Source organism: Actinoplanes sandaracinus (genome assembly GCF_030009775.1).
GTDB classification, from domain to species: domain Bacteria; phylum Actinomycetota; class Actinomycetes; order Mycobacteriales; family Micromonosporaceae; genus Actinoplanes; species Actinoplanes sandaracinus.
The window spans coordinates 40,918-67,522 of sequence record NZ_JASCTH010000006.1; the positions used below are offsets into that span (position 1 = coordinate 40,918).

Consider the following 26,605-nt stretch of genomic DNA (forward strand, 5'->3'; position numbering starts at 1 on the left):
CCCCGAAGGCTTGCAAAAGTGCATTCAGGCGGCAAACTGATGCACCAGTCACCAAAGTCCACACTCCACACGGGTCTCAGGGCAGGAGATGACGTGGTTCTACCTCGGTCCGGTGATGTCATCCACGTGACGAAGGCGGCCAGCGTCCAATTCGCATCACCGATGCTTTTCCGGGTCATCCGGGTCCACGACTGGCCGACGTATGAAGGCTGGGTCTGGCTGGATGGCTACGAACTGAACTCGGCCGGTGACGCGGTCGAGCGCCGTTCCATCTTTGTGCAGGTCAACGGGCTTCGTCAGGTCGGGAAGGCGCCCGATCCGCGAGCCCGCAACGGCCGTCAGCCAGCCACCCGCCCGGGAGTCCTCCCCGCGCGGACGGCCCGCACCACCAACCGCTAACCGGAAGCGCTGGCCGACGGCACGGCGGCCGGCGGAGTGGTCGGTGTGCCCTGCCGTGCGACGGCGACGATGAGGGTCACGCGGGTGTCCGACGGCACCTGCTGGCCCTCGGCGGGGTCACAGTTGATCACCGTGTCCGGCTCGGCGTCGCTCTCGCGGCGGATCACCCGCCACTTCAGGCCGCTGCGAGCCAGCGCCGCCTGTGCGTCCGCGAGGGGCATTCCCCGCAGCGCGGGGACGTTCACCTCCTGGTCGGAGGGTTCGGTGGTCGGCGTCGTGGCCGTCGCGCCGGTGCCCGGCGTGGTGACTCCCGGGTCCGGGCCGTTCGTCAGACGGGTGGCGGGCGGCGTGTCCCCGGGTGTCTCCGCGTCTCCGCCGGTGTTCCGAACGATCACCGCGATCCCGACGGCGAGCAGGCCGACCAGCACCAGCGCGACGGTGCCGACCGCGATCGGCGCCCACCACCGGCCCGACGGTTCAGCCTGTCCGGGGTCGGTCCAGTCGCTGTCCTCGTCGTACGGGTTCCGGGGGACAGCGCCGTAGGGCCGCACTCCGGCCCGGCCGGTCCAGACGTCGCGGTCGTCCGATTCGGGACGATCGTCCACAGGGTCCGGATCGCGCTCCTCGGCCATCGCCGCGTCCTTCCGCTCCGTACATCCGCTCCAGTGCAGCGTCAAGGTATCGAATCTTGCGCGACGAGTGTGGTTTCCACCAGGGGAAAGCAACCGGGGCGACCATTTCCCAGACATCGGCGCGGGCCAGTACAGTGCGCGGCATGGCCGAGAAGGGCTGGACAGCACAAGCCGCCACGGCGGCCGGAATCGCCGCCGGCACCGGGGCCGCACAACTGGGCCTCGGGTACGGCTTGGGCGTCATCGCCTGGCCGGTGACCGCCATCGAGGGTGACAGCGCGTGGCTGGGCAGTCTCGGCTGGGCCACCTGGATCACGGCGAGCGCGACCGTTCTCGGCGCGGTGATCGCCGGGCGGCTGCGCCCCGAGCGCGCGGACCGGTGGCGTGGGCTCTGGCGGTTCGCGCTGGCGCTCGCCTCGGCGCTGGGTGCGCTGGTGTCTCTCGCCCTGGTGGCGTTGCCGGCCCGCGCCGCGGTGCGCGCCGACACGGTCTCCCCGCAACTCGTCGCCGGCGGTTACGCGCTAGCCGGCCTGCTCGCCGGGCTCGTGGTCGCCTTCTGGGCGGTGTCCTCCGGCCCGGTCGCGGCCAACCTGATCGGGACCGCGCTCTGGCTGTGGGCGCTGGCGGTCGCCGGCGTGGTTGCCGAGCTGGCCAGTGGACGTGACTTCGAGACGTACCTGACCAGTTGGCAGTTCGCCGAGTCGGTCAGTCCGGTGCAGTACGGCGGGATCTACTGGCCGAGCGCCTTGTTGACCTTGGTTGCGGCGTTCATCATCGGCTCGGTGGCGGCGGCTCCGGCGGCATGGCGGGGCGAGGTGGGGCTGGGCACGGCGATCTCCGGAGCGGTCGGGCCGCTGCTGGTCGCCTTCTCCTTCCTGACTCTGGCTCCACAGCTGACCGAGGTGATGGGCCCGCTGGAGTCGGCGTACCTCATCGCGCCGTACGCCGCCCTCGCCGGTCTGGGGGGCTCCGCGCTCGCGGTGGGGATCGCCCAGGGCCGGCACGGCCGTCTCGATCGGCCGCGAGCGGCCGTCCCGGAGCCGGTGGACGCCTCGCCTGCGGGCGAGAGGCCACCGGTCAAGGAGGCGCCGCCGGCGGGCGAGACGCCCGCGGTCAAGGACGCGCTACCGGTGAAGGCGACCGCGACCGGCCGGGCGACCCCCGCCACCCCGCGTGCGACGGTGCCGGACAAGCCCACGAAACCGGCCGTGGTGGATCCGGAGATCGCCGCGGCTGCCCGGCAGACCGGCCGCGCGCCCGCGAAACGCCGGAACGGCAACGGCGAGACGACGCGCTCGACGATCACCCCGCCCCCGGCGAGCCCGACGGTCGCCCGGATCAATCCGGACGAACCAGAAAAGCGCCCGTAGAGGTCGTCAGATCGGCCAGGTGTGGACCGGCTCGTTGGATCGTTGGTACTCCAGGTAGCGCTGCGTCATCTCGCACAGGGCCGCGGCCCGGGACAGGCCACGCGCCTCGGCGGCCCCGACCGCCGCCGTCTGCCAGGTCGCCCCGTTGCGGCCGGTCCGGCACCGGTCCGCGATGATCCCGAGCAGCCGGTCCCGCTGGGCCGGACGCACTCCCAGCAGGTCCAAGCCGGTGCGCGCCCGTGGCAGCAGCACGTCACGGACCAGATCGGTCACCGCCACCTCGCCCCGTCCCGGCCAGGTCAGGTCAGCCTCGATGCCGTCCCGGGCGCCGGCCCGGAAATTCGCCTCGGCCGTGGCAAAGGCGAGGCGGGCCCAGATCGGCGGGTCCTCCTCAACGAGCTGCCGGACCAGTCCGAAGTAGAACGCGGCGTTCGCGACCAGGTCCGCCACCGAGGGGCCGGAGGGCAGGACCCGGTTCTCCACCCGCAGGTGGGGCCGTCCGTCGGAGACGTCGTAGACCGGCCGGTTCCAGCGATAGACGGTGCCGTTGTGCATGCGTAGCTCGTACAGATGGGGAATGTTTCCGCAGGCGCGGACCGCGACCGGGTCCTCCTCGCTCAGCTCGGGCAGCAGCGGCGGGAAATATCGGAGGTTCTCCTCGTAGAGGTCGAGGACCGAGTCGATCCAGCGGTCACCGAACCAGACCCGGGGCCGGACGCCTTGCGCGCTGAACTCGTCCGGGCGCGCGTCGGTGGCCTGTTCGAAGAACGGGATCCGGGTCTCCGCCCAGAGCCTGCGCCCGTAGAGGTAGGGCGAGTTGGCGCCGAGCGCGAGCTGCACGCCGGCGATCGCCTGGGAGGCGTTCCAGTACCGCGCGAAGTCGGCCGGCGCGACCTGGATGTGGAACTGGGTGCTCGTGCAGGCGCCTTCCGGCGCGATCGTGTCGCTGCTGGCCACCAAATGCTCGGTGCCATCGATGTCGATCCGGAAGTCGTCGCCGCGGGCTCCGGCGATCTCGCGGTCCAGCGCCCGGAACCGCTCGTTGTCGGAGAGGTTGGCCAGGACCAGGTGGCCGGGCCGGACGGTGGGGAGCATGCCGATCAGGGCGAGGCGGCTCTCGCCTTTGCCGGCGCACTCGGACGCCGCCCGGAGAGCGTCCAGGATGTCCTGTTCGTAGTCGCCTAGGCCGTCGCCGGAGACCAGCCGGGGCGGGACGTTCAGTTCGAGGTTGAACCGGCTGAGTTCGGGCTGGAAGCGCGGATCACCGAGGTCGGCGAGGATCTCGGCGTTGCGCATCGCCGGGGCGGCCTCCGCGTCGACCAGGTTGATCTCGATTTCCAGGCCGGTGGTGGGGCCGCCGGAACCGAACGGCTCGCTCGCCAGCATGCCGGTCAGAACATCGACGCAGCAGCGCACCTTCCGCCGGAACAGGACCCGGTCATGCGGCGAGAAGACGGCGGTGCCCAGTTCTTTGCCCATGTGCCCTCCCAGGACGGCCAAGGACGAACCAACGTCGATCACCGCTCTGTGAACGAACGCTTGCGCTCGGTTCACCCTGCCATCCCGGGAGGAGGACCGCCAGCGACAGGAGAAGCGCCGCTGGCGGAAACGGGCGGCGCTTCTCGATCGGGCACGGTCAGCCCTGCTGGAGGATGGCTTCGCCCTCGATCTCAATCTTGATCTTCTTGCCGATCATCACGCCGCCGGCCTCCAGGGCCATGTTGTAGGTCAGGCCCCAGTCCTCGCGGTCGATCTCGGTGTGCGCGCTGAAACCGAAGACGTGCTGCCCGTAGGGGCTGGTGGTGGCGCCCTCGAACTCGACGACCAGCTCGACGGGGTTGGTGACGCCCTTGATGGTGAGCTCGCCCGACAGCACGAACTCGGCGCCCGCGTGCGACTTCACGCCGGTGCTGCGGTACTCCATCGTCGGGTACTTCTCGGCCTCGAAGAAGTCGCCGGTGCGCAGGTGGTTGTCACGGTCGATCTGGCCGGTCTCGACGCTGGCCGTCTTGATCGAGGCGGTGACCGAGGAGTCCAGCGGGTTCTCGCCGACCACGATCGTGGCGCTGGCCTCGGCGAACTGCCCACGGACCTTGCTGACCATGAGGTGCTTCACCATGAAGCCGACCTGCTTGTGCGCCGCGTCGAGCTCGTAGGTGCCGGCGGCGGGGATCTGAAGACCTTCGAACTCACGGGTGCTGACGGTCATGACACTGCCTTCTTTCGAAGCTCTGCGGGAATGCTTGTCTGACGGAGCAACTATATGCTCAGCAATATTCCTCCTGTCAAGTGCCTGGTACAGTTCGTCACGTGAACAAGGACCTGGACGACCCTCGCCTCACTGCAGTCGGACTGCTCGCCGAGGCGTACACGGGCTTGATGAACCGGCTCGCCGCACAGTTCGAGGAGCACCGACTCTCGCAGGTGGAGTTCGAGGTGCTGATGCGCCTGGCCCGGTCCCCGGGCAACCACCTGAGGATGACCGACCTGGCCGGCCAGACCACCCTCTCCACCAGCGGCGTCACCCGCGTCGTCGACCGCATGGAGCGCACCGGCCTGGTCCGCCGCGAGGCGTGCCCGAGCGACCGCCGCAGCTCCTACGCGGTGATCACCGACGAGGGCATGACGCGGCTCGCCGAGGTGCTCCCAGGGCACCTCGAGCTGGTCCAGCGGTGGTATGTCGGGCTTCTGCCCGAACAGAGACTGACGGAACTGCTCGACTCGCTGCGCACCATCCGCGACGCGGTCAACCCCTGCGCGACGGCGGGCAGCGCGGAGACCGCACTGCCCGCCTGACGATATTCGCGGTACGCCCGAGGGCGGAGAGTTACAGCCCCAGACCTCGGGCGATGAGCATGCGCTGCACCTCGGACGTGCCCTCGCCGACTTCAAGGATCTTGGCGTCCCGGTAGAACCGGCCCACCGCGGACTCGTTCATGAAGCCGTACCCGCCGTGCACCTGGGTCGCGTACCGGCTGTTCTCCATGGCGGCGTTGCTGGCGTTGAGCTTCGCGATGGCCGCGTGCCGCTTGAAGTCGTCGCCGGCCAGCATCCGGGCCGCGGCGTCGTAATAGCCGAGACGGGCCACATGGGCGCGCATGTCCATGTCGGCGATGAGGAACTGCACGGCCTGGTGTTTGCCGATCGGGCGGCCGAAGGCGCTGCGCTGCTGGGCGTACGTCACCGACTCGTCGACGCAGCCCTGCGCCAGGCCGACCGAGAGCGCGGCGATGGCGATGCGGCCCTCGTCCAGGATGCGCAGGAACTGGGCATAACCGCGGCCCCGCTCGCCGAGCAGGTTGGCCGCCGGCACCCGCACGTCGTCGAAGGACAACTCGTGGGTGTCCGACGCGCACCAGCCGACCTTGGAGTACCCGGGCGCCACCGTGAAACCGGGCGTCCCGGACGGCACGATGATCGTCGACAGCTCTTTGCTGCCGTCCGGGTTCGTGCCCGTCACCGCCATCACCGTGACCAGGCAGGTGATGTCCGTGCCGGAGTTGGTGATGAACGCCTTCGTCCCGTTGATCACCCACTCGTCGGTGCTCTCGTCGAGAACAGCGCGGGTGGTGGTGCCGGACGCGTCCGAGCCGGTGTCCGGCTCGGTCAGGCCGAACGCGGCCAGCGCTTCCCCGCTGGTCAGCCGGGGAAGCCAGCGCTGCCGCTGCTCCTCGGTGCCGAACCGGTGGATCGGCATGGCGCCCAGTGAGACCGCGGCCTCCAGGGTGATCGCCACCGAACTGTCCACTCTGGCCAGTTCCTCCAGCGTGAGACAGAGCGCGAAGTAGTCGCCGCCCATCCCGCCGTACTCCTCCGGGAACGGCAGCCCGAAAAGGCCCATCGCACCCATCTTGCGCACGATGTCGTACGGGAAGGTCTTGTTCTCGTAGTGCTCGGCGATGACCGGGGCCAGTTGTTCGCGGGCGAACTGCCGCACGCTGGCACGCAGGTCCTCGTACTCCTTACCCAGGCGGAAGTCGACCACCGGATGCCCCTCTCTACACAGGAGTGACGCCGTGCCGTCGCCGGGAGAAGGAGCGGTCCCGACCGCGCGCGGCGGAGAATCGCCGCACCAGCTCAACCCGCAGATCGCCCGGCTCGGCCACGGCGTCCACCACGAGTTCGCTGGCCAGGCGCATGATGTCGATGTCGCGCTCGTACTCCGCGCGGCGCTCGGCGACGAACGCGGCCCGGTCGTCCGGGTCCTCGATCGCCGCGATCTTGTTGGCATAGACGGCGTTGACCGCCGCCTCGGCGCCCATTACCGCGATCTTGGCGGTGGGCAGGGCGATGGTGGCGTCCGGATCGAACCCGGGGCCGGCCATCGCGTAGAGCCCGGCGCCATACGCCTTGCGGACCACCACGCAGATCTTCGGCACGGTGGCCTCGGAGATGGCGGTGATCATCTTGGCGCCGTGCCGGATGATGCCCTGCTTCTCCACCGCGGTGCCGACCATGAAGCCCGGCACATCGGTGAGGAACAGCAGCGGCACGTTGAAGGCGTCGCAGAGTTGCACGAACCGGCTCGCCTTGTCGGCCGAGTCGACGAAGAGCACGCCGCCCTTGAACATCGAGTTGTTGCCGACCACGCCGACCACCTCGCCGTTCAGGCGGGCGAATCCGACGGTCAGTTCACGAGCCCAGAGCGCCCAGATCTCGAAGTACGAGTTCTCGTCGACCAGGCCTTTGACGTACCGCCGCATGTCGAAGGCCTGCCGCTCGCTGGCCGGGACCAGGGCGGCGAGGTCGATGCCGGCGGGGTTGGCGGCGGCGGCCGCCGGCGGCTGCGCGGTCCAGTTGGAGGGGAGGTACGACAGGTAGGTGCGGACCACGTCGAGCGCCTCACGCTCGGTCTTGCAGAGGAAGTGCCCGACGCCGGACTCGGTGCAGTGCACCCGGGCGCCGCCCATCGCCTCCAGCGTGGTCTTCTCACCGGTGACCATCTCGACCATCCGGTCGGATCCCAGGTACATGCTCGCGTTGCCGTCGACCATGGCCACCACGTCGCAGAACGCCGGAATGTACGCCCCACCGGCCGCCGACGGGCCGAACAGCGCGCAGACCTGCGGGATCGCCCCCGAAGCCTTGACCTGGGTGTGGAAGATCTTCCCGGCGCCGCGGCGGCCGGGGAAGAGGTCGACCTGATCGGTGATCCGGGCGCCGGCCGAGTCGACGAGGTAGACCATCGGCACGCCGCGCTCGTAGGCCCGCTCGATGATCCGGATGATCTTCTCGACCGTGCGGGCGCCCCAGGAGCCGGCCTTGACCGTGGAGTCGTTCGCCATCAGGCAGACGTCCCGGCCGTCGATCCGGGCAGCTCCGGTGATCACACCATCCGCGGGCAGTCCGTCAGCGAGACTGTTGGCGAAGAGGCCGTCCTCGACGAACGAGTCCTCGTCGACCAGGAGCGCGATCCGCTCGCGGGCGAAGAGTTTGCCCTTGGCGGCGTTGGCGGCGTGGTAACGCTCCGCACCGCCGGCCAGTACACGCTTACGCGCTCCGGCCAGAGCCTCCCCGTCCATGCCGCCTCCGCAACTGTGCATCGTCGCCCGCATCCGCACTGGACGATGCAAGCTTAACGAGCGTTAGGTTATCTCACTGCGTGGACTGCGGCAATGCCGGACGGGAGCCCCCGTTGCGGGGGGCTCCCGTCCGTTTTCACTGCTACCGGCACTGTGGAGTAGCGCCGGCGGTCATCGGCACCGTCAGGAGCCGACGCGGGTCACGCCCGGGACCGGCGCGACCCGGCCTGTCACCGCGCCAGATCAGCGCAGGCTGCCGAGCAGGTCCAGACCGCCCAGGCCACCGACGTTGTTGGTCAGGCCGCTGACCGCGGACTTCTCGGCGCTGCGGCCGCCGGCCTTGTTGCCGTACTTGTCCGGGCTCACGTAGCCGGCGTCGTGCGGGGCCTTGCCCTTGTCGTCCGCGACGACGGGTGCTTCGCCCGCGTTGTCACGGTTGCCGCCCTTGTCGTAGCCGGCGTTGTCGGGAGCCACGTCGTTGTAGCCGTTGTCGCCACGAACGTCGCCCTTGTCGTAGCCGTCGTTGTCGCCACGGACGTCACCCTGGGGGTAGCCGTCGTTGTCGCCACGGACGCCGCCGTTGTCGTCCTTGCCGCAGTCGTCCGCGACCGGCTCGTTGTTCCACTCGTCGCAGTCGTCCTCGCCGAGGACGTAACCGGGCTGGTAGACCGGGACCAGCGGCTTGACCCACTGGTGCGGGCGGGCGTAGCCGCCACCGACGTTGTTGGCGCAGACGCCGTGTGCGCTGGCGTAGCCGAGCACACCCAGCGAGTTGCCGCACGCGTTGACCGGAACGGTGATCGGCGCCGCGAACTGGGTGCCGTTGAACGTGCCGTAGTTGCCGAAGCTGGCCTGGTTGGCCGCGGCCGCCGGCCACACCCAGGAGCCCTGCGGGCCGCACGGACCTGACGGAACGTACGCAATGCACGGGCCGCTCTCGGTGCGCTTGGCAGCCTTGGCGGACTTGCTCTCCAGCGGGTGCGCCGCCTTGCGGGCGAAGCCGCCGCCGACCTGGTTGGCGCAGATGCCGGTGGAGCTGGCGGAGCCGAGCAGCGCGAGCGAGTTGCCGCACGCGTTGACCGGGATGGTGACCGGCATGGCCACCTGGGTGCCGTTCAGCGTGCCGTAGTTGCCGAAGCTGACCTGGTCGGTGTTGCCACCGCCGAAGCCGCCGAGGCCACTCCAGCCGTGCTCGGTGGCCTTGGCGCTCTCGACCCGGTTGGCGGAGACGCCGGTGGCGCTCGCCTTGCCGGCCACCGCCGCGGCGTTGCCGGACACGTTGACCGGAACGGTGACCGGAACCGCGACCTGGGTGCCATTCAGGAAGCCACGGTTCTGGAACGAGGCCTGGCGGGTCCCGCCGCCGTTACGGCCGCTCTCGACCTGGTTGGCGCCGACGCCGAAGCTCTGTGCCGCGCCCAGGACGCCGGCGGAGTTGCCGACGACGTTCACCGGCACGGTGACCGGGATGGCCACCTGGGTGCCGTTGAGGGTGCCGAAGTTGCCCGTGGTGACCTGGTCGGTGTCGGCCAGCGCGGAGGCTGCCGGAGCGAGCAGCAGGGCGCCGGCGGCGAGGACACCGACACTCAGAGTCTTACGAACCCAAGTCTTCTTCATGAGAAAAGGGATGCCTTTCGCAAATGGTCAGAAATGATCTACACGCGTATTCAGTTGGTACTTCCGGAGCCCGCTTTCGGGCGCAGCGGTGCCCTGGCGCGATTTATCCGGCCCTGACTCCGCCTGTCGACGCGCGCCATGGTTGGCGCTTCGGATCGCGGTTCAGTGGTGTTCCCTCGGACGACTCGCCGCCTGTGCGCAAACGGTTGAGGAATCGCGGGGCATGGACGCTCTACGAAGCGCCGGCGACAGGTGGTGATGACCCTCAGTCAGGTGAGACGGTCGGGGCCTCGGCGTCGTTTCGCCGAGCCGCGACACCAGCCGCGAGCGGAAGCCGGTGGTCGTCCACCGCACCGTTCGCGAGCCGGGCCGGAAGAACGGCCATCGGGCCGGCCTCCGCAGACGCTCCCGGCCCACCGGCCGGGATACCGCTGACTGCTCCGAGGTTCATGCGCCGCGACACGGGCCCGTCGTCGCCGGGCACGTCGTCACGGGCGGTCTCCGACGCCGGCCGGGCGGCCGGAATGTGCCGGTGAACCCGGGACCGGGACTGGATCTTGGCTTTGCGGGCCGGCGTCACGCCGGCCCTCGCTGCCACCTTCGCCACCCGAGCGGGCGTGACAGCCGGTTCTTCCGGCTGTTCCAGCTCCGTCCCGGCGGGCGTGGTGACATCGTCGGCTACCGGGATCTCGGGTGAGATCTCCGCCGGTAGCTCGAACACGGGCTCCGCAACGGTTCCCGCCGACACGGGCAGCGTCCCGTCGTCCGCCGTTCCACCGCTGGCGCGCGGGGAAGGGGTCGCCGTACGCCGCGGCACACCGGCGGTCTTCGCGTCGATCGCGGAGCCGTCGTGCGCGACCTCGTCGAGCAGAACCTCGTCGAGCATCGCCACCGGCCCGGACAGCACCTGTTCCGGTGCCGTGAGAATCGACGTCACGGCATGGGGCCGGTGGTTCTTGGGTGTGGACTCCGGCGGCTGGACGGCCGCTTCGAGGAGTTCGGTCTCCGTCGCGAACTGCGGCACAGGCCCGAGCAGCGAGCCGGACGGCTCGTCACCCTGGTCCGCGGCGTGTGCGGCGGAGCCGGTGAGCAGCCACGCCACCCCGGCCAGCCCACCGATGACGAGTGCACGCAGGAGCCACCGGGATCCGGTGTGTCCCGCGCGGCGCTCCGGCCGCCGCTCCGCCCCCTGGCTGTGGGACGGCATGAGCGGGGAGCCGCCGCGGGTGATCGCCGAGGACCGGCTTGCCGTGCGCTCGTCGCGCTCGACCTCCCGACCCGTCATGATCTACCCCTCGTCGTCGATCGGTGACCGATTAAACCTGTTCGTCAGGAACTTCCAGAACAGGGCGGTATTGGTCACTCGGTATTGGTAACGACGGGGGCGAGCGGGAAGTCACGCGGACAAATCGGAAAACTGACCGCGGGGAAAGCGCAGAAAATCACACCAGACGCGTGCGTGGCCCCGCTCGCAGAACACCCGAGGACAAGGTGCGCCCGACCAGACGCTCCGCCAGAGCCGCCGCTTCCAGCAGACTGTCCAGGTCTATTCCGGTGTCGATGCCCATGTCGTGAAGCATGTGCACCACCTCCTCGGTGGCGACGTTCCCGGAAGCGCCCGGAGCGTACGGGCAGCCGCCCAGCCCGCCCGCGCTCGCGTCAAACTCGGTGATCCCCAGGTCCAGGGCGGTCAGGATGTTCGCGAGACCCGTACCCCTGGTGTCGTGGAAGTGCAGCAGGTCGGGGCGGACCGCGGAGAGAAGGTCACGGACCCGCCGCGGAGTCGCCATGCCGGTCGTGTCGCCGAAGGCGATGCGGTCCGCACCGTCGGCGCGGACCCGGGCCACGATGCCCGCCACCCGGTCCGGGTCGATGTCGCCCTCGAACGGGCAGCCGAAACTCGTCGCGACGATCACTTCGAGCGTCGCGCCGGCCTCGTGCACCAGCGGGATCAGCTGCGCGATGTCGTCCAGCGAGTCCTCGGTGGACCGGTTCAGATTGCGGCGGTTGTGGGTGTCGCTCGCCGACACCACCACCTCTATCTCCCGGAAACCGGCGGCGAGCGCACGGTGGGCGCCGCGGGTGTTCGGGATCAGCGCGGAATATCGCACGTCCGGGTTGTGCCAGGCCTTCGCCCAGACCTCGTCGGCGTCGGCCATCTGCGGGATGGCCTTCGGGTGGACGAACGAGACCGCCTCGATCCGGCGCACACCGGTCCGGCTCAGCGCGTCGAGCAACTCGACCTTGGCGGCGGCGGGAATGGGGTCCTCGTTCTGCAGACCGTCGCGCGGAGCGACCTCACGGATGGAGACCATGGTCACCGCATCCTTCCGACGATGCCGGTGTCGTAGTCGCCGGAGAGGAACTCCTGGTTCTCCAGCAGCTCGGCGAAGAAGGGCAGGTTGTTCTTCGGGCCGGCGATCTGGAAACCCGCCACCGCGGCACGGGCCTTCGCGATCGCGTCGTCCCGGTCGAGACCGAAGACGATCAGCTTCGCCATCAGCGAGTCGTAGTTCTGGCTGACCGTGTTCCCCTCGGTGTAGCCGGAGTCGACTCGCGTTCCTTCGCCACTCGGCTCGACCCAGGTGGTGATCTTGCCGGGGCCGGGGAAGAAACGTTTCGGGTCCTCGGCGTTGACCCGCAGCTCGATCGCGTGGCCGCTCTGCCCGTCTTCGATCGTGACGTCCTCGCCGGAGGCGATTCGCAGCTGCAGCTCCACCAGGTCGATGCCGTGGATCAGCTCGGTGATCGGGTGTTCGACCTGCAGACGCGTGTTCATCTCCAGGAAGAAGAACTCGCCGGTCGCCGGATCGAGCAGACACTCCACTGTGCCCGCGTTGCGATAGCCGACCGCTTCGCCGGCCTTGACCGCGGCCTGCAGCAGACGCGCCCGCAGCTCGGGACCGACCGCCGGCGACGGGGCCTCCTCGACCAGCTTCTGATTGCGGCGCTGCACCGAGCACTCGCGCTCGGAGAGGGCGATCACCCGGCTGTCGGCCAGGCCGAGGATCTGCACCTCGACGTGACGGACCCGGGGGAAGTAGCGCTCGATCAGCACATCACCGGCGCCGAACATGCGCTCGGCGAAGGTGCGGACCTTCTCGTACTCCTTCTTGAGGTCGTCCGCGTTCTCGGCGACGGCCATGCCCATTCCGCCGCCACCGGCAGCCGCTTTCACCATCACCGGGAAGCCGATCGCCTCGGCCGCTTCCAGCGCGGCCTCGACGGTCACGGCGGGGTCCGGCGACCCCGGCGCGACCGGCACGCCGGCCGCGGCCATCAGATTCCGAGCATTGATCTTGTCGCCCATCGCGGTTATCGCATCGGCGCCGGGCCCGACCCACACCAGGCCGTTGGCTTCGACGGTACGGGCGAAGTCGGCGTTCTCGCTGAGGAAGCCATAGCCGGGGTGAACAGCCTGCGCGCCGGTCGACTTGGCGGCGGCCAGGATCGCCTCGGTGTTGCGGTAGCTCTGGGCCGGGTTGGCCGGGCCGACGCAGACCGCCTCGTCAGCCTCCAGCACGAACGGCATGTCAGCGTCCACGTCGGAGTGGACGGCGATGGTGCGGATGCCGAGTCGCTTGGCGGTACGGATGATCCGCCGAGCGATCTCGCCGCGGTTGGCAATGAGCAGTGACTCGATCATGAGCCCTCTCTCCGTGGGTTCAGACTGCCTTGTGGGCGCTTATCCCTATGTAGATTTATGCCTTTTTAAATCTTTATCAGCCGACCAGCTTTCCGGACGGCTTTCTCGGTGACTCGTTCTGGCCGACCGGTTTCTCAGTGGCCGATCAGCGCGTGGACCGTCGCGTCGCGCAGCAGGGCGGCACGGCGCACTCGATCGACCTCGCCGCCCAGGAACGGTGTCGAGTTCATCAGGCCGAACGCCGCGTGCGCGAGCACCCGGGCCTCGGGGGCGGGCAGTTCGGGGCGAACCCGGGACAGCACGGCCACCCACTCCTCGACATAGAGCCGCTGGAGCCGGCGGATCTGGCGGCGCGGGTCCTCCGGCAGACGGTCCAGCTCGTGCAGGTGCAGGGCGATCACCGCGGGGTTGGCCAGCGCGAACTCGACGTGGAAGTCGATCAGATCGGCGAGCGCGGCCTTCGCGTCCTCCGGATGCCGGGCGACACGCTTCTTACCGCCCTCCAGCAGACTCTCGCTCACCGGGATGAGCGCGGCGACCAGCATCGCCTCCTTGCCGGCGAAATGGTGGTACAGCGCCGGACCGGTGACGCCGGCTGCCGAGCCGATGTCGTCCATCGACACACCGTGATAGCCGCGGGACGCGAACAGGCCCACCGCGATTTCCAGAATCTCGTCGCGGCGGGACCGCCGCCTCGGCGCCGGCGGGGTGGTCCGATGCCGCTGATCTACCGTCGTCACCTCGCAACTGTAACCCGATGTCAAGCCTTCACTTAACGGTCGTTCAGCCGATTCACGGCCTCCAGGGCCGCGTCGTAGAGGTCGACGGCGAGTTCCCGGGTGGGCGCGTCCGGACGCATCCGCTTCAGCAGCGCGCCCAGGATCCGCTCCGCCTCGTGGGCCGAGCCGGACCGCAGCAACGCCTCAGCGAGCATGCCCTCCACCCGGTCGGCGTCGTCCGCCGCGCCGATGCCGCGCAGCCGCTCCGGAGCGTCCCGCAGGTGCGGCAGCGCCTCCGCATAGCGGCCGCGTCGCATCAGCAGGTTCCCGACCTCGAAGGCGAATATCGACCTGCCCCAGAGCACCCCGGGCTGAGTGGCCAGCTCAGCAGGCAGTTCCTCATATCGGCGGGTGGCCAACCGGATGACCTCTTCGGCCTCGGCGACCTCGTCGGCGAAGTTCAGCGCCATCAGGCGGCGGCGCAGCACGCGCAGCTCGGCGGCCAGATCGCCGGCCTCGTGCAACGACTCGGCGGCTGCCCGGAAGGTCAGCGCCGCCTCACTGTCACGGTCCATGTCATAGAGGAGCTGACCGGCCTGCTCGCCGACTTGGCCCCGCCCGGCCGGATTGCCCTCCAACCACTCGATCAGGTGCCGGTAGATGCTCAGTGCCCGATCGGTGTCGCCCAGATCACGGTAGACCGTGGCGAGCAGCAACCGAGTGTCGCCGGCCGGCTCTTCGAAGCCCAGCCGGTCGAACCCGAGCAGCGCCTCCTCACCCACCTCGGCCGCCTCCGCCGGGCGGCCCGCGTGGTGATAGGCCTGCGCCAGCTCGTGCCGGGCGAACAGACCGGCCCGATCCGAGCCCTCACCCGCGGCGCCCTCGGCACAGAGCGCGATCGCCTCGACGAAGTCGTCGATCGCCTCCTCCGCCCGGTCCAGTCGCACCAGCGCACGGCCACGGTGGATCCGGGCGGCCAGCGCCGGAGCCGGCAGGCCCGCCGCCAAGGTTTCGGTCAGCGCCTCCACGGCCTGCTCGGGATCATCGGTGAGCTGGCCGAAGACCATCGCCGCCTCGGCGCTCTGCCCGGCCGGCCCGTGCTCCCGATAGAAGTCCCAGGCGGCCCGGGCCGCCGCGACGGCCTCCTCGTGCTGGTGCGCCGCCTCGCGGTTCTGCGCACGGACCAACGCGTGATAGGCCAGTTGCCGCTGGTCGCCGGCCTCCTCCGCACACCGGTCCGAGCGGTCGCCGGCCTCGTTGGCGTCGCCGGGACGGTCCAGCAACCGCAACATCTGGGACACCCGCATCCACGCGGCGGCCCGGATCGCCGGATCGCCGTGCTCGTCCTGGTAATCCGCGTTCGACTGGACGATGGCCAGCAGTTCCTCGCTCGGGCCCTCGGACTGAGCCCGCTCCAGGGCGACGCGGGCACGCAACATGTTCGCCTCACCCACCTCACCGGCACGGGTGAAGAGATCCACCCCCCGGTCCCAGGCGGCCACCGTCTCCTCATGCGCGTCGGCCGGCAGCAGGAAACCACGCAGCGCCCACAGCCGGGCGGCGAGCGCCGGCTCCTCGGGCACCTCGAAACGCGCGTCGAAAGCCTCCATCACGGTACGAGCGGCATCCTCCCGGGATCCCTTCGAGTACTGCTCGGCGAGCTCGATCAGATCGGCGGCGGTCGCCGAGGACGGCACCTCGATCGGCGGTTCCGGCTCCACCACCGGGACGGGCCTCCCGGTGACCGCTCCCGCCTGCTCGGTGCCCGCTCCCGCCGTGACCGGGACGCGCCTCGCGGTGGCCGAGAGCGGCACCTTGACGCCGTAGGGCTCGGCCGTCATCACGCCGGTGATCACGGTGCTCTGATGATCGGTGCCGTTGCGGGCGTCGAAACGGGCGGCCAACCCGGTGGCGAAGGTGGTCAGCTCCTCGGCCAGGGCTGCGGCGGTGATGTCGTCGCGGCCGCCGCGGCGGATCAGGGTGTCACCGTGCCCGAGCTCCGTGAGCCGACGCAGCAGCAGGACCGAGCCCGCGGCGAAGTTCATCGCGGCGGCCGGTGAGGGCGCCCGCTCCAGCCAGTCGATGTGGCGCTGAAGGATCTCCAGACCACGATGCTCGTTGCCGGTCCGGGCACAGAACTGGATGTGCTCTGAGATCTCCCACAGATCGGCCAGGTTGTTGCGCATGACCAGATAGGACCGGCGGTGCGCGTCCGCCGCCTCTCGCAGGCGGCCCGTCTTCAGATAGACCACCATCAGCTCGCCGAGAATGCTCTGCGGCTGCTCGTTGCAGGACAGGTCACCGGCGAGCACCGGTGCGGCCAGTTCGGCGGCCTCCTCGAAGCGCTCCGCACGGGCGAGGTGGTTCACCAGGGTGGTCGGGTCACAGCCGGAACAGTCGGAGAGCCGGTTGCGGGGCTCGGCCTGCCACCGCCTGAACCACTCCGCCGCCTCCTCGGTCTGCCCGACATGCTCGGCGACCAGGTATCGGTGCTTGTAGACCGGCTGCATGCCGTGACCGCTCTCCCTGTACCGCCGCTCCATGTCGTCGAGCACGGCATAGGTGCGGCCCAGCGGCACCTCGGGAAACTTGGTCATCGAACTGACCATGTTCTTGAACAGCCACAACAGGTTGTGCATCCAGCGTTCGTGGTACGGGCTGGGGTTGCGGTCGAAATCGGCCACGCACCATGAGAAGGACGGGAACGCCTTCACCTGCTCGCCGCCGTAGATGTAGGCGGTGGTCGCGAACAGCCGGGCCGAGAACTTGAGCGCGGGGTCGTCGGTCGCGTCCACGTGCCGGAGCACCTGGTCGACCAGGGCGATCTGGGTGGCGCCGTACGGCATCTCCTGCGCCTCGCCGAGCAACTGCCAGAGCTCGTCAGCGGTCTTCATCGAGTCTCCTCGTCGTTCCGCTCGCTCGGGACGGCCCTCTCGAGCAGGCCCAGGAACGAGGTGGTGAGCAGGGCGGCGTCGGACGGGCGGATCGGGTGGTGGCCGAGGAGCAGGGCCTGGCCGTACAGCGACTCGACGGCCAGACCGGCCAGCTCAGGGTCGCCGAGAGTGGCCACCCGGCGAACCAGCGGATTGCGATGGTTCAGCACGAGCTGCGGTCGGTCGGTCGGCACCGTCCGGGAGAGCGCGTCGAGAACCCCGCCCCACAGGTCGTCGGCCTGATCACGACTCGCGGTGAACTCGTCGTGATATGCCGCCGCCCGGCTGACCAGATAGAGAGCCGGCAGGGCGACCGGGTCGAAGGCGCGCACCACCACCTCGCAGCCGAGCCGGTCCAGCCGGCGCTGAGCGGCCGAGAGGAACGGGCGCAACTGCAGTTCGACATCGGCGTCCAGAGCGGTGAACCGGGTGGTCAGATCGGTCGGGTCGAGCCGCTCGGCCCGCACCTCCGCATCGATCAGGGCCAACCGCTCGATCAGCTCGGCGTCGTAGAAGTAGCCGCCGTTGATCAACCCCACGTCCTGGGCGGCGGCGACTCCCGAGAGCTGCTGAAACTCGTCGGCGGTGGCCACATATCGGAGGACGCCGTGACGGGCACGGAACTCGGCGAGGGTGACCTCACCCATGTTGGTCTGCATCGGGTACCACTGCTCGACCAGGCGCAGCATCTCGTCGTCGTGCAGGGCCAGAGCCTTCACACCGAGATGGTGGATGCGCAGGAAGTCGCGGAGACGACGCGGGTCACTCGCCGCCAGCCGCACCAGCCACCCACGGAGTTGGTCGGCGATGGCGTCCCGGGTCTCGGCGAGCAGGCCGTCGTCGTAGAGCGCTTCCCGGCTCGCGGTGGGACGCAACTCGGTGCTGTCGACGACGCAGCGGGCGAAGAACGCCCACTCGGGCAGCAGGCCCTCGATGCTGTCGGAGAGCAGCATCCGCTTCAGGTAGACCCGGTGGCCGCCCCGGTTCGCCGGGTTGACCGGGGTGGGCAGCACGAACGCGGCGCCGGTGAGACCGGCCGCGGGCACGTTGAGCTCGATCACGTCGAACGGCTTGAAGCCGAACGTCCGCTCGGCGTAGGCCAGGCGGGACTGGGGTGGAAGCTGCCACGGCAGGGTGCCGGTGGTGATCCGCTGGTCGTCGACCGACACCGCGACCGGAAGCAGCGAACCGTAGGTGCGGGCCAACTCGGTCACCGTCACCCCGGTCAGGAACTCCTCGGCGCCGCGGCGCGGCAGCAGAGTGACCGTGGTGCCGGGCTCACGCTCGGCCCCGGGACGAACGGCATAGCGGCCGTCCGAGAAGCCGGTCCACAGCACCGGGTCGGCGCCCGCCCGCCGGGTGTGCACCCGGATCTCGTCGGCGACCAGGAAGCAGGAGAGCAGTCCGATGCCGAACTGGCCGAGGAACTCGTGCCGCGCGAAGCCCAGCTCGTCACGCTTGGAGCTGCGGCCGATGGTGGCCAGCAGTTCGTGCACCTGAGCTTCGGTCAGGCCGATGCCGTTGTCGTCGATCCGCAGCGTGCCGTCGCCGGTGCTGTCGGAGGAAGCGACGGTCACCACGCCGGCGTGCTCGGGGCCGAGCGCGGTGATCGCGTCGACGGCGTTCTGCAGCAGCTCGCGGACGTAGACGCGGGGGCTCGCGTAAAGGTGGTGACTGAGCAGATCGACGATGCCCCGCAGGTCGACCTGGAACGTGTTGCTCACGGTGCGGCACGGTACCGGGTACCACCGACAAAATCAGACCGATATCACTCCGCGAGCTGAGGAAGACGCCATGATCCCGACGGCCCCCGTTGGACCCGCGCTCCCGCGGATCCACCGTCGCGATCATGGCGCCACCCAGTCCGCCGCCGCGCAGCCCGTTGCCGCGCAGCCCGTTGCCGCGCAGCCCGTTGCGTGACCTGTTGCGTGGCCCATCGCCGCGTTGGGCGAATGCCTGGCAGACCGTTCCGATCAGGCGCCGTGTGGTCCTGCCGCTTCGCGGTTGGCGAGCAGCAAGCTGAGCACGACCACGATCAGCGCCACGGGCCAGACCCGATGCGCGGTCGTCCACCCGTCCGCGGACGGCATCGACCAGGGCGAGCTGCGCTCGGCGAAGAACAAGGTCACGACCAGGACGAGACCCTGCGCCGCCGGCCCGAGGAGGGCGCCGGTCGCGGTGCCGCGGTGGCGCGCCCCGATCGCCGCGGCCGCCATCGGCAGCAGGCCGCACACCGCGGCTTGGAGGATCATGAAGCCGCCGGGCCAGGTGACTTCGGGCGCGACGGCCCACCGCACGACGGCGTGGAGCACCGCCCAGATCAGCACCGCCGGCGCCAGGACCAACCCGATCCGGAGCCACTGCCGGACCCACCGGGGCACCGGCGTGACCACCGTGGCCGCCATGAGATCGGGCAGCGCGAAGCCGGCGCCGGCCCCCAGCACTCCGGCGGCCAGCCACAACCCGGTCAGGACCGCCCGGAGCGACGGCTCGGTCGCCAACACCGGCGCCTGAGCCAGGACCGCCAGCGGGATCGCCACCCCGAGCGGCCACCACGAGACCGCGCGGGCGAGGTGCCCGGTCAGTGGAATCAGGAGCCTGGTCACCGGCAGATCCCGCCCCCGGCGCCGGGTTCCTCCGGCTCAGGGGTGGCCGGAACCGGCGGCGGTGTGAGAGTGACGCCGATTCCGGCCAGCGCAGTCGACGACGGATCGAGCAACTCCGCCCAGTGCGCCGACAGGTGCCCGGCGACCTCGGCATAGGGCCGGTCCAACAGCGCGACGGCGGCCCGCAGTTCAGCGTCTCCGTAGTTCACGCGGGGCAACCGCAGTTCGCCGCTCCGCAGGCGCGCGACATCACCCGGCGTCGCCTGAGCCAGCAACCACAGGGCAGCCACGGTTCGGTGCTGCCCGGCGCCCTCGCAGCTGTCGTAGAAGAGCGCCTGCCGTCGCACACCGATCGCGGCCACCACGTAGTCACGGGTCATCCTGCCGCGTGAGTCGTCGGCCCACGCTCCGATGCGGCCCCAGGAGGCGGCGGTGATGATCTCCGGCATGCCCGGTGTCATCGGTTGAAGATTGTGGGAGTTGCCGACCTGCCGGACTGCGGGCCGGACGGCTCCGGGCGGCAGATGAGCGATGACCGGTTCCACCGCCTCTCGCCACAGCCCGATCCAGCCCTCGTGGTGGGGCAGCGCGCAGTAGCGGACCTCCCGGTCGGCCTGGCAGCTCAGAACGGCGACCCCGGTGAGCGGCTCGGTGTCCTCCGGGTAATGGATCTCGATGACGGAAGCGCTGGACTGACGGTCGACGGCCAGTCCCGCGGAGGCCACCGCCGCGATCAGGACCGCCGCCGAAATCTTCGGCCAGGCCCGCCAGGCGGCCACCGCGGTGATCGCGACCAGCACACCGAGCAGATAGAGCAGGTGCCATCCGGTCGGCCGGGACGCTCCGACCTCCCACGGCTGGTTCGGCACCAGCCAGACGGCCTCGCCGTAACCGCCTGGGGAGGATGGCAGGACCCGCAGCCCGATCAGCAGGACGGTGAATGCGACCGCACTGAGCGGACCGGCCGCGACCGCGGGCATGAGGCGGCCGGCCAGGACGCCGACGACCGCGCCGATCGCTGGAATCACGACGACGACCGCTGCGGCCCAGGGGTCGAAACGCCCGACCGGCCAGGTCGGCATCAGCAGGAGCAACTCGATGAGATAGAGCACCACTCCGCTCACCGCGGCGACCGGAACCACCACCAGCATCGCGACGCCTCGCCGCCGGCGCCCGGCCGGCATGGTGCGGGTGGTCTCGTCGGCGCCGGCCCGATGGTCCCGGCCGGTGGCCAGGTGAGCGCCGATCAGCAGCGAGGTGGCCAGCACGAGAGAACTCATCCCGGCGTTCTGGGAGAACGTGTCCCAGGACGGCATGCGGGTCCAGGACCACACGACGCCGAGCGCGACCGAAAGGATCAGACCACCCCAGAAGAACGCGCCACGCAGGAGATGCCGGGTCTCGACCCGGGCCAGAGCCATGGTCGCCGCGGGAACCGACACGCGCGGGCGGTCGGCCTCGATCAGCATCGCCGTCACCGGACCGCCCCGGTCGCCACCGCGGTGCCGAGCAGCAGCAGATAGCCGTCCTCGATGGACGGCCGGGTCGCCTCCGCCCCGTCCGGCCGCGGGCCGACGGTGCGGTACAGCCCGTCCGCGTTCCGCCAGTAGGCCGTGTTTCGCACGGGAGGCGACTCGGAGAGCCACACCTGGCCCTCGGCGACGCCGGCCAGTTCCTTGGGGCCGCCCTCGAAGACCACCCGGCCGCCGCTCATCACCACGACGCGCTCACACAGCGCTCCGACGTCCTCGGTCTGGTGTGTGGAGAGCAGCACGGTCCGCCGCTCGCCGATCCGCGAGATCAACGCCCGGAACGACATGCGCTGCTCCGGGTCGAGGCCGACCGTCGGCTCGTCGAGGATCACCAGCTCCGGGTCGCCGAGCAGTGCCTGCGCGAGACCGAGTCGCTGACGCATGCCGCCGGAGAGTTTGCGGACCTTGGTCTTCGCCCGGTCGGTGAGTTCGACCTCGTCGAGCACCCGCCGCACCTCGGCCCGCCGCCGCTGGGTGTCGGTCATCTCCTTCAGCACGGCGACGTAGTCGAGCAGGTCGTACGCCGTGAAGTGGGGGTAGAGCCCGGGGTTCTGCGGGAGGTAGCCGATCCGCCGCCGCACCTCGGTCCGTTGCGCCGGGACCGCCGGGTCGAAGCCGTGCACCCGGATCGAACCAGCGTCCGGACCGAGCGCGGTGGCCAGGCATCGCAGCAGGGTGCTCTTACCCGCCCCGTTGGGGCCGAGCAGACCGGTCACGCCGACCCCGATCGTCAGGTCGACGGCGTCGAGCGCGACCGTCGATCCATACCGTTTGGACAGGCGGTCACCGTGGTCATCGGCTCTCTCCCAGGTCGAAGCGGCGTCGCCGCAGGGTCAGGACTGCCGCGGCGGCCGCGGCCGCCGCGAGGTAACCGAATTGCGCCGGCGGGCCGAACACCAGCGGCACGAAGACGTCGTCACGGACCACCCGGACGACGGCATACAGCCCGGTGAGCCAGAGGCCGCCCAGGGTGCCGGCCGCAACCGGCAGCGACAGGCTGGTGGCCAGGGCGAGCGTCCCGGTGCAGAGCAGCAGTGCGGGCAGCAGCCACGCCGCCGCGAACCACCCGGGGCCGGGCAGCAGGAGACCGGCGACCGCGGCCATCACCACGGCGACGCCGACCACCGCGACGGCCCGCCACAACACCAGGGCGGGACCGGCCGCCGGTGTGGTGCCGGTGATCTCGCGCATCGGGTCGGCCGACGGGCCGTAGGCGGTCGCGACGGTCGCCACCGGCAGGATCGGGGCGAGAGCCAGGAAGACGGTGCTCATCGCGGCGGCGCCGGACCAGTCGAGCCACGACACGGCCACCGCGAGCCCGAGGACCGCTGCCGTGGCGGCCAGCCACGACCAGCGCAACGCCGGGGTGGCGGTGAGCAGGCGCAGCCGGTGCTCGGGCAGGCCCAACCGGGTCAGCAGTCGCTGCAGCGGGCCGACCCGGGGAGCGTGGACGTTGTCGTAGATGACGGAGAAGTTGCCGGTCAGCCAGGTGTAGTCGACCGGCACCCGCGTGCGGCAGCCCGCGCAGGCCAGCATGTGCGCCTCGACCGCCATGACCCGGCTCGGGCTGAGAGTGCCCTCTTCGTAGTCGCTGAGCAGTGCGGTGTCGATGTGCCATGAGTCGGTCATGCCAGCAGCTCCCTCAACCTCGTCCGGGCGCGCATCAGCCGGGTCTTCGCCGTGCCCTCGGGGATGCCGAGCAGTTTCGCGGCCTCACGCACCGAGAGGCCGTCGAGCGCGGTCGCCTCGATCAGGTGGCGCAGTTCGGGGGAGAGCCGGTCGAGCGCCGGACCCAGGGCGCCGTGCTCGACGCCGAGCAGCACCAGCTCTTCGGCGGACGGCGTGGTGGCGACGTCGGGCAGCTCGGCGGCGGGACCGCTCAGCCAGCGGTGGGCCGGCCCGCGCAGGGCGGAGAGGAGGCGGCGGACGGCGATGGTCCAGAGCCATGCCGCGGCGTCGGCCGCCGTCACCTCATACCGATGGGCGTCTTTCCAGACCGCGACGAACGTGTCCTGAATTGCGGCGTCGACCACGTCGGGGTCGGCGCAGCGCCGGCGGAGGCGGGCGCGCAGCCAGCCGGCATGCCGGTGATGCAGCAGGCGCAACGCCGCTGTCTGCCCGGCGGCGATGGCGCGCAGCAGCTCGGCGTCGCTGCTCTGCTCACTGGCCGGCGGCACCGGCTGCGGTCTTTTCCGTCGCACATCTGGACTATCGCCGGCGGTCCCCGATCCGGTTCACCGACAAGACCGAGCCCCGGATTCGGTTCCCACACGGCCGGAGGCACGGATTCGGTTGCCGACGAGGCCGGACTCCCGGGCTCGGTTCATCGAAAGACGGCGCCACCGGCGAAGGGCGGCGCCGTCTGGAAGGCCGTTGAGGATCAGCTGAGTCCGCCGGGCTCGGTGCCCTTGGCGATCGGCGCCCGCACCAGGTTGCCCCACTCGGTCCAGGAGCCGTCGTAGTTGCGGACCTGCGGATAGCCCAGCAGGTACCGCAGCACGAACCAGGTGTGGCTGGACCGTTCACCGATCCGGCAGTAGGCGACGATGTCGTCCGCGGGCTCCAGGCCCAGCTCATCGCGGTAGATCTTGATGAGTTCGTCGTGCGGTTTGAAGGAGCCGTCCTCGTTCGCCGCGGACTTCCACGGCTTGCTGACCGCGCCCGGGATGTGCCCGCCACGCAACGCGCCCTCCTGGGGGTACGCCTCCATGTGGGTCAGCTCACCGGAGTACTCCTGCGGAGACCGCACGTCGACCAGCGGCCGCCCGCTGGAGATGTGGCCCATCACCTGGTCGCGGAAGGCCCGGATCTCCGCGTCGTTGCGAACCGGGACGGGGTATTCAGCGGCGGGGCGGACGGTCTTCTCCCTGGTCAGCGAGCGCCCCTCGGCGGCCCACTTCTGCCGGCCGCCGTCGAGCAGCCGCACGTCGCGGTGGCCGAAGAGGCTGAAGACCCAGAGGGCGTACGCCGCCCACCAGTTGAAGTTGTCGCCGTAGAACACGATCGTGTCGTCACGGCCGATGCCCTTGGCCGCGCACAGTGCGGCGAACGCGGCCGGGTCGAGGTAGTCCCGGCTGACCTGGTCGTTCAGTTCCAGGTGCCAGTCGACCTTGACCGCGCCGGGGATGTGGCCGGTGTCGTAGAGAAGCACGTCCTCGTCCGACTCGACGACGACCAGGCCGGGGGTATCCAGATTCGCGGCGAGCCACTCGGTGGTGACCAGTTTGTCAGGGTGCGCGTACGCCTGTAGCGCCTGCGCCGGATCGTTCGGAACGGACATGCCTGTCACGCTAGCTCTCCGGGGAGCACACCGGACGTGACCCTGGTGACAACGGGATAACCGGATGAATTCGTCGTACCCGGTCCCTAAGCTCGGTCACCATGCTGCTCCGGATGTCCAGTCTGCTGCTCAGAACCCTGCGTGAGGAGCCGGCGGACGCGGAGGTGCCGAGTCACCGCCTCCTCGTGCGCGCCGGGTTCATCCGTCGCGCGGCCCCGGGCGGCTACACCTGGTTGCCACTCGGGAAGCTGGTCCTCGACCGGGTCACCGCCGTGGTCCGGGAGGAGATGCACGCGGCCGGCGGGCAGGAGATCTCGTTCCCCGCGCTGCTGCCCCGCGAGCCTTACGAGACGAGCGGCCGCTGGACCGAGTACGGCGACGATCTCTTCACCGTCAAGGACCGTCGCGGCGCCGATCACCTGCTCGCACCGACGCACGAGGAGATGGCGACCCTGCTGGTGCAGGACATGACCGGCTCCTACCGGGACTTCCCTCTCCTGCTCTTCCAGATCCAGACCAAGTTCCGCGACGAGGCACGGCCGCGGGGCGGCCTGCTGCGCGGCCGCGAGTTCCTGATGAAGGACGCCTACTCCTACGACCTCACCGAGAACGGACTGATCGAGGCGTACGAGCGGATGCGCGCCGCATACCAGCGAATCTTCACCAGGCTCGGGCTGGACCACGCGATCGTCTCGGCCGTGTCCGGTGCGATGGGCGGCTCCGTGTCCGAGGAGTTCCTGGCCGCGGCCGAGGTCGGCGAGGACACGTTCGTGGGCTGCACCGACTGCGACTACGCCGCCAACACCGAGGCCGTGAGCACCCCGGCGCCGCCCGCGCGGGAGGTGACCGCACCGACCATGGAGGTGCACGACACTCCCGAGACGCCGACCATCGCCTCGCTGGTGGAGCTGGCGAACGAGCGTGGCCTCGGCGGGCGCACCGACTGGACCGCGGCCGACACCCTCAAGAACGTCGTGGTCACCGTGCTCCACCCCGGTCATGGACCGGAGCTTCTGGCGATCGGTCTGCCCGGCGATCGTGAGGTCGATCTCAAGCGGCTCAACGCCGCCCTGGCCCCGGCCACCGCGGTCCTCTTCGACGACTTCGAGTCCCGCCCCGATCTGGTCAAGGGCTACATCGGCCCCCAGGGCATCACGATTCCCTACCTCGCCGATCCACGTGTCGCGCCCGGCACCGCATGGCTGACCGGCGCGAACGAGCCCGGCAAGCACGCCACCGACGTGGTCGCCGGCCGTGACTTCAACCCCGACGGCACCATCGAGGCGGCCGTGGTCCGGCCCGGTGATCCCTGCCCGGCCTGCGGCGACGGCACGCTGACGATGCGGCGTGGCATCGAGATCGGCCACATCTTCCAGCTCGGCCGCCGCTACACGGACGCTTTCAAGGTTGACGTGCTCGGCGCCGACGGCAAGCCGGTCCGGCCCACCATGGGCTGCTACGGCATCGGCCTGTCCCGTGCGGTCGCGGCGATCGCCGAGCAGCATCACGACGAGCAGGGCCTGGTCTGGCCGGCGGCGATCGCCCCGGCCGACGTGCACGTGGTAGCGGCCGGCAAGGACGGCCAGGTCGAGGCCGCCCTCGCTCTCGCCGCCACTCTGTCCCGGGCCGGGCTCCGGGTGCTCGTCGACGACCGGCCCAACGTTTCGGCGGGCGTCAAATTCACCGATGCCGAGCTCATCGGCATCCCCCGGTGCGTCGTGGTCGGCCGCCGCCTGGCCGAGGGGTTCGCGGAACTACGCGACCGCCGCACGCGCGAGCGCACGGAAGTGCCCCTTGTGGACATGGCTGGTGTAATCGCCGCGGAGCTCGGGTAACCGTGACACAACGGCGGTGGAGAGGCAGAAGCATGATCAGGCTGGTCGCGGACGCTATGACCCGGAAGGTCGTCTACCTGCCCGAGGACACCCCCCTCGACGAGGCCGCTCAGGTCATGCGCGACCAGGGCATCGGTGACGTGGTGGTGACCCAGGGCCCGACGATGGCCGGCATCGTCACCGATCGCGACATCGTGGTCCGGGCCATCGCCGAGAAGCTGGACCCGGCGGTCGTGACGCTCGGCGCGATCGCCACCCGTGAGCTGCTCATGGTTGAGCAGAGCGCCACGGTGGAGGAGGCCGTGCAGGCGATGCGCGAGCGGGGCGTCCGCCGTCTCCTGGTCTGCGACGCCGACCGTCAACTGGTCGGCATCCTCAGTCTCAGCGACGTCGCCCTTCTGCCCACCTCGTCCGCCGCCGCCTGACCACCGCTCCACCGGTCTCGGCCTGACCACGGCCGACAAGCCGCCCGCCTACCGACGGCGTGATCACTGCCCGGCCGCCCCGCCGGATC

The 26,605-nt window shown here is 70.3% G+C and carries 23 protein-coding genes; 5 read left to right on the forward strand and 18 right to left on the reverse strand.

What is annotated here, in order from left to right; genetic code table 11:
* Window positions 1–39 precede the first annotated feature (39 nt).
* Window positions 40–399 carry a hypothetical protein gene (locus tag QLQ12_RS10555; RefSeq protein WP_282759387.1) on the forward strand — a complete coding sequence of 120 codons (360 nt, stop codon included), beginning with the start codon at window positions 40–42 and terminating at the stop codon, window positions 397–399.
* Here the strand turns inward: QLQ12_RS10555 and QLQ12_RS10560 are convergent.
* Window positions 396–1,076, reverse strand: a complete 681-nt coding sequence (locus tag QLQ12_RS10560; RefSeq protein WP_282759010.1) for a Stk1 family PASTA domain-containing Ser/Thr kinase — start codon at window positions 1,074–1,076, stop codon at window positions 396–398. The two genes, QLQ12_RS10555 and QLQ12_RS10560, sit on opposite strands and share 4 nt — an antisense overlap.
* Before the next feature lie 98 nt (window positions 1,077–1,174).
* Here QLQ12_RS10560 and QLQ12_RS10565 point away from each other — a divergent pair, with 98 nt between their 5' ends.
* Entirely contained in the window at window positions 1,175–2,401 is a 1,227-nt protein-coding gene (locus tag QLQ12_RS10565) for a Hansenula MRAKII killer toxin-resistant protein 1 (protein WP_282759011.1), read from the forward strand.
* 6 nt (window positions 2,402–2,407) lie between these two features.
* Here QLQ12_RS10565 and QLQ12_RS10570 read toward each other — a convergent pair whose 3' ends face one another.
* Together QLQ12_RS10570 and QLQ12_RS10575 are read right to left on the reverse strand one after the other, a co-directional pair.
* Window positions 2,408–3,880, reverse strand: a complete 1,473-nt coding sequence (locus QLQ12_RS10570) for a glutamate--cysteine ligase family protein (protein ID WP_282759012.1) — start codon at window positions 3,878–3,880, stop codon at window positions 2,408–2,410.
* A gap of 157 nt (window positions 3,881–4,037) precedes the next feature.
* Window positions 4,038–4,610, reverse strand: coding sequence for a YceI family protein (locus QLQ12_RS10575; protein WP_282759014.1), 573 nt, complete (start codon window positions 4,608–4,610; stop codon window positions 4,038–4,040).
* Window positions 4,611–4,711: 101 nt separating this feature from the next.
* On the opposite strand from QLQ12_RS10575, the gene QLQ12_RS10580 reads away from it, so the two are divergent.
* Window positions 4,712–5,197, forward strand: coding sequence for a MarR family winged helix-turn-helix transcriptional regulator (locus QLQ12_RS10580; RefSeq protein ID WP_282759015.1), 486 nt, complete (start codon window positions 4,712–4,714; stop codon window positions 5,195–5,197).
* Between the two features lie 31 nt (window positions 5,198–5,228).
* On the opposite strand, the gene QLQ12_RS10585 is transcribed toward QLQ12_RS10580, so the two are convergent.
* The 15 genes from QLQ12_RS10585 to QLQ12_RS10655 all read right to left on the reverse strand — a co-directional run bounded on the left by QLQ12_RS10585 (window position 5,229) and on the right by QLQ12_RS10655 (window position 24,256).
* Entirely contained in the window at window positions 5,229–6,386 is a 1,158-nt protein-coding gene (locus QLQ12_RS10585) for an acyl-CoA dehydrogenase family protein (protein WP_282759016.1), read from the reverse strand.
* 13 nt (window positions 6,387–6,399) lie between these two features.
* On the reverse strand, window positions 6,400–7,923 hold the full coding sequence (locus QLQ12_RS10590) for an acyl-CoA carboxylase subunit beta (protein WP_282759018.1): 1,524 nt from the start codon (window positions 7,921–7,923) through the stop codon (window positions 6,400–6,402).
* A gap of 243 nt (window positions 7,924–8,166) precedes the next feature.
* Complete coding sequence (locus tag QLQ12_RS10595) at window positions 8,167–9,540, reverse strand: chaplin family protein (protein ID WP_282759019.1); 1,374 nt, start codon at window positions 9,538–9,540, stop codon at window positions 8,167–8,169.
* A 265-nt stretch (window positions 9,541–9,805) separates the two neighbouring features.
* Complete coding sequence (locus tag QLQ12_RS10600) at window positions 9,806–10,825, reverse strand: hypothetical protein (RefSeq protein ID WP_282759021.1); 1,020 nt, start codon at window positions 10,823–10,825, stop codon at window positions 9,806–9,808.
* 157 nt (window positions 10,826–10,982) lie between these two features.
* Entirely contained in the window at window positions 10,983–11,855 is an 873-nt protein-coding gene (locus tag QLQ12_RS10605) for a hydroxymethylglutaryl-CoA lyase (RefSeq protein WP_282759023.1), read from the reverse strand.
* Window positions 11,856–11,857: 2 nt separating this feature from the next.
* Window positions 11,858–13,186, reverse strand: coding sequence for an acetyl-CoA carboxylase biotin carboxylase subunit (locus tag QLQ12_RS10610; protein ID WP_282759025.1), 1,329 nt, complete (start codon window positions 13,184–13,186; stop codon window positions 11,858–11,860).
* 134 nt (window positions 13,187–13,320) lie between these two features.
* Window positions 13,321–13,926 (reverse strand): TetR/AcrR family transcriptional regulator, encoded by a 606-nt coding sequence (locus tag QLQ12_RS10615; protein WP_282759027.1) that lies wholly within the window; start codon window positions 13,924–13,926, stop codon window positions 13,321–13,323.
* A gap of 32 nt (window positions 13,927–13,958) precedes the next feature.
* Window positions 13,959–16,799: a tetratricopeptide repeat protein gene (locus QLQ12_RS10620; protein ID WP_282759029.1), complete on the reverse strand. Its 2,841-nt coding sequence runs from the start codon at window positions 16,797–16,799 to the stop codon at window positions 13,959–13,961.
* Window positions 16,796–18,562 (reverse strand): HSP90 family protein, encoded by a 1,767-nt coding sequence (locus QLQ12_RS10625; protein ID WP_282759030.1) that lies wholly within the window; start codon window positions 18,560–18,562, stop codon window positions 16,796–16,798. The genes QLQ12_RS10620 and QLQ12_RS10625 overlap by 4 nt, the downstream gene beginning before the upstream one ends.
* A 249-nt stretch (window positions 18,563–18,811) precedes the next feature.
* Window positions 18,812–19,444, reverse strand: a complete 633-nt coding sequence (locus QLQ12_RS10630; RefSeq protein WP_282759032.1) for a hypothetical protein — start codon at window positions 19,442–19,444, stop codon at window positions 18,812–18,814.
* Window positions 19,441–20,913: a hypothetical protein gene (locus tag QLQ12_RS10635; RefSeq protein ID WP_282759033.1), complete on the reverse strand. Its 1,473-nt coding sequence runs from the start codon at window positions 20,911–20,913 to the stop codon at window positions 19,441–19,443. The genes QLQ12_RS10630 and QLQ12_RS10635 overlap by 4 nt, the downstream gene beginning before the upstream one ends.
* 5 nt (window positions 20,914–20,918) lie before the next feature.
* Window positions 20,919–21,755 (reverse strand): ABC transporter ATP-binding protein, encoded by an 837-nt coding sequence (locus QLQ12_RS10640; RefSeq protein ID WP_282759388.1) that lies wholly within the window; start codon window positions 21,753–21,755, stop codon window positions 20,919–20,921.
* A gap of 13 nt (window positions 21,756–21,768) precedes the next feature.
* Window positions 21,769–22,605, reverse strand: a complete 837-nt coding sequence (locus QLQ12_RS10645) for a zf-HC2 domain-containing protein (protein WP_282759034.1) — start codon at window positions 22,603–22,605, stop codon at window positions 21,769–21,771.
* Window positions 22,602–23,177 (reverse strand): RNA polymerase sigma factor, encoded by a 576-nt coding sequence (locus QLQ12_RS10650; RefSeq protein ID WP_282759035.1) that lies wholly within the window; start codon window positions 23,175–23,177, stop codon window positions 22,602–22,604. The genes QLQ12_RS10645 and QLQ12_RS10650 overlap by 4 nt, the downstream gene beginning before the upstream one ends.
* Window positions 23,178–23,356: 179 nt before the next feature.
* Window positions 23,357–24,256, reverse strand: coding sequence for a sulfurtransferase (locus QLQ12_RS10655; RefSeq protein WP_282759036.1), 900 nt, complete (start codon window positions 24,254–24,256; stop codon window positions 23,357–23,359).
* Between the two features lie 101 nt (window positions 24,257–24,357).
* On the opposite strand from QLQ12_RS10655, the gene QLQ12_RS10660 reads away from it, so the two are divergent.
* Window positions 24,358–26,091 carry a proline--tRNA ligase gene (locus tag QLQ12_RS10660; RefSeq protein WP_282759038.1) on the forward strand — a complete coding sequence of 578 codons (1,734 nt, stop codon included), beginning with the start codon at window positions 24,358–24,360 and terminating at the stop codon, window positions 26,089–26,091.
* Window positions 26,092–26,123: 32 nt separating this feature from the next.
* Window positions 26,124–26,516: a CBS domain-containing protein gene (locus tag QLQ12_RS10665; RefSeq protein ID WP_282759039.1), complete on the forward strand. Its 393-nt coding sequence runs from the start codon at window positions 26,124–26,126 to the stop codon at window positions 26,514–26,516.
* Window positions 26,517–26,605 lie beyond the last annotated feature (89 nt).

Bases quoted from the DNA above. Each gene is read 5' to 3' on its own strand.
- QLQ12_RS10555 (WP_282759387.1), top strand. From the start codon at position 40: ATGCACCAGTCACCAAAGTCCACACTCCACACGGGTCTCAGGGCAGGA.
- QLQ12_RS10565 (WP_282759011.1), top strand. From the start codon at position 1,175: ATGGCCGAGAAGGGCTGGACAGCACAAGCCGCCACGGCGGCCGGAATC.
- QLQ12_RS10570 (WP_282759012.1), bottom strand. From the start codon at position 3,880: ATGGGCAAAGAACTGGGCACCGCCGTCTTCTCGCCGCATGACCGGGTC.
- QLQ12_RS10575 (WP_282759014.1), bottom strand. From the start codon at position 4,610: ATGACCGTCAGCACCCGTGAGTTCGAAGGTCTTCAGATCCCCGCCGCC.
- QLQ12_RS10590 (WP_282759018.1), bottom strand. From the start codon at position 7,923: ATGGACGGGGAGGCTCTGGCCGGAGCGCGTAAGCGTGTACTGGCCGGC.
- QLQ12_RS10595 (WP_282759019.1), bottom strand. From the start codon at position 9,540: ATGAAGAAGACTTGGGTTCGTAAGACTCTGAGTGTCGGTGTCCTCGCC.
- QLQ12_RS10600 (WP_282759021.1), bottom strand. From the start codon at position 10,825: ATGACGGGTCGGGAGGTCGAGCGCGACGAGCGCACGGCAAGCCGGTCC.
- QLQ12_RS10605 (WP_282759023.1), bottom strand. From the start codon at position 11,855: ATGGTCTCCATCCGTGAGGTCGCTCCGCGCGACGGTCTGCAGAACGAG.
- QLQ12_RS10610 (WP_282759025.1), bottom strand. From the start codon at position 13,186: ATGATCGAGTCACTGCTCATTGCCAACCGCGGCGAGATCGCTCGGCGG.
- QLQ12_RS10620 (WP_282759029.1), bottom strand. From the start codon at position 16,799: ATGAAGACCGCTGACGAGCTCTGGCAGTTGCTCGGCGAGGCGCAGGAG.
- QLQ12_RS10635 (WP_282759033.1), bottom strand. From the start codon at position 20,913: ATGCTGATCGAGGCCGACCGCCCGCGCGTGTCGGTTCCCGCGGCGACC.
- QLQ12_RS10645 (WP_282759034.1), bottom strand. From the start codon at position 22,605: ATGACCGACTCATGGCACATCGACACCGCACTGCTCAGCGACTACGAA.
- QLQ12_RS10655 (WP_282759036.1), bottom strand. From the start codon at position 24,256: ATGTCCGTTCCGAACGATCCGGCGCAGGCGCTACAGGCGTACGCGCAC.
- QLQ12_RS10660 (WP_282759038.1), top strand. From the start codon at position 24,358: ATGCTGCTCCGGATGTCCAGTCTGCTGCTCAGAACCCTGCGTGAGGAG.
- QLQ12_RS10665 (WP_282759039.1), top strand. From the start codon at position 26,124: ATGATCAGGCTGGTCGCGGACGCTATGACCCGGAAGGTCGTCTACCTG.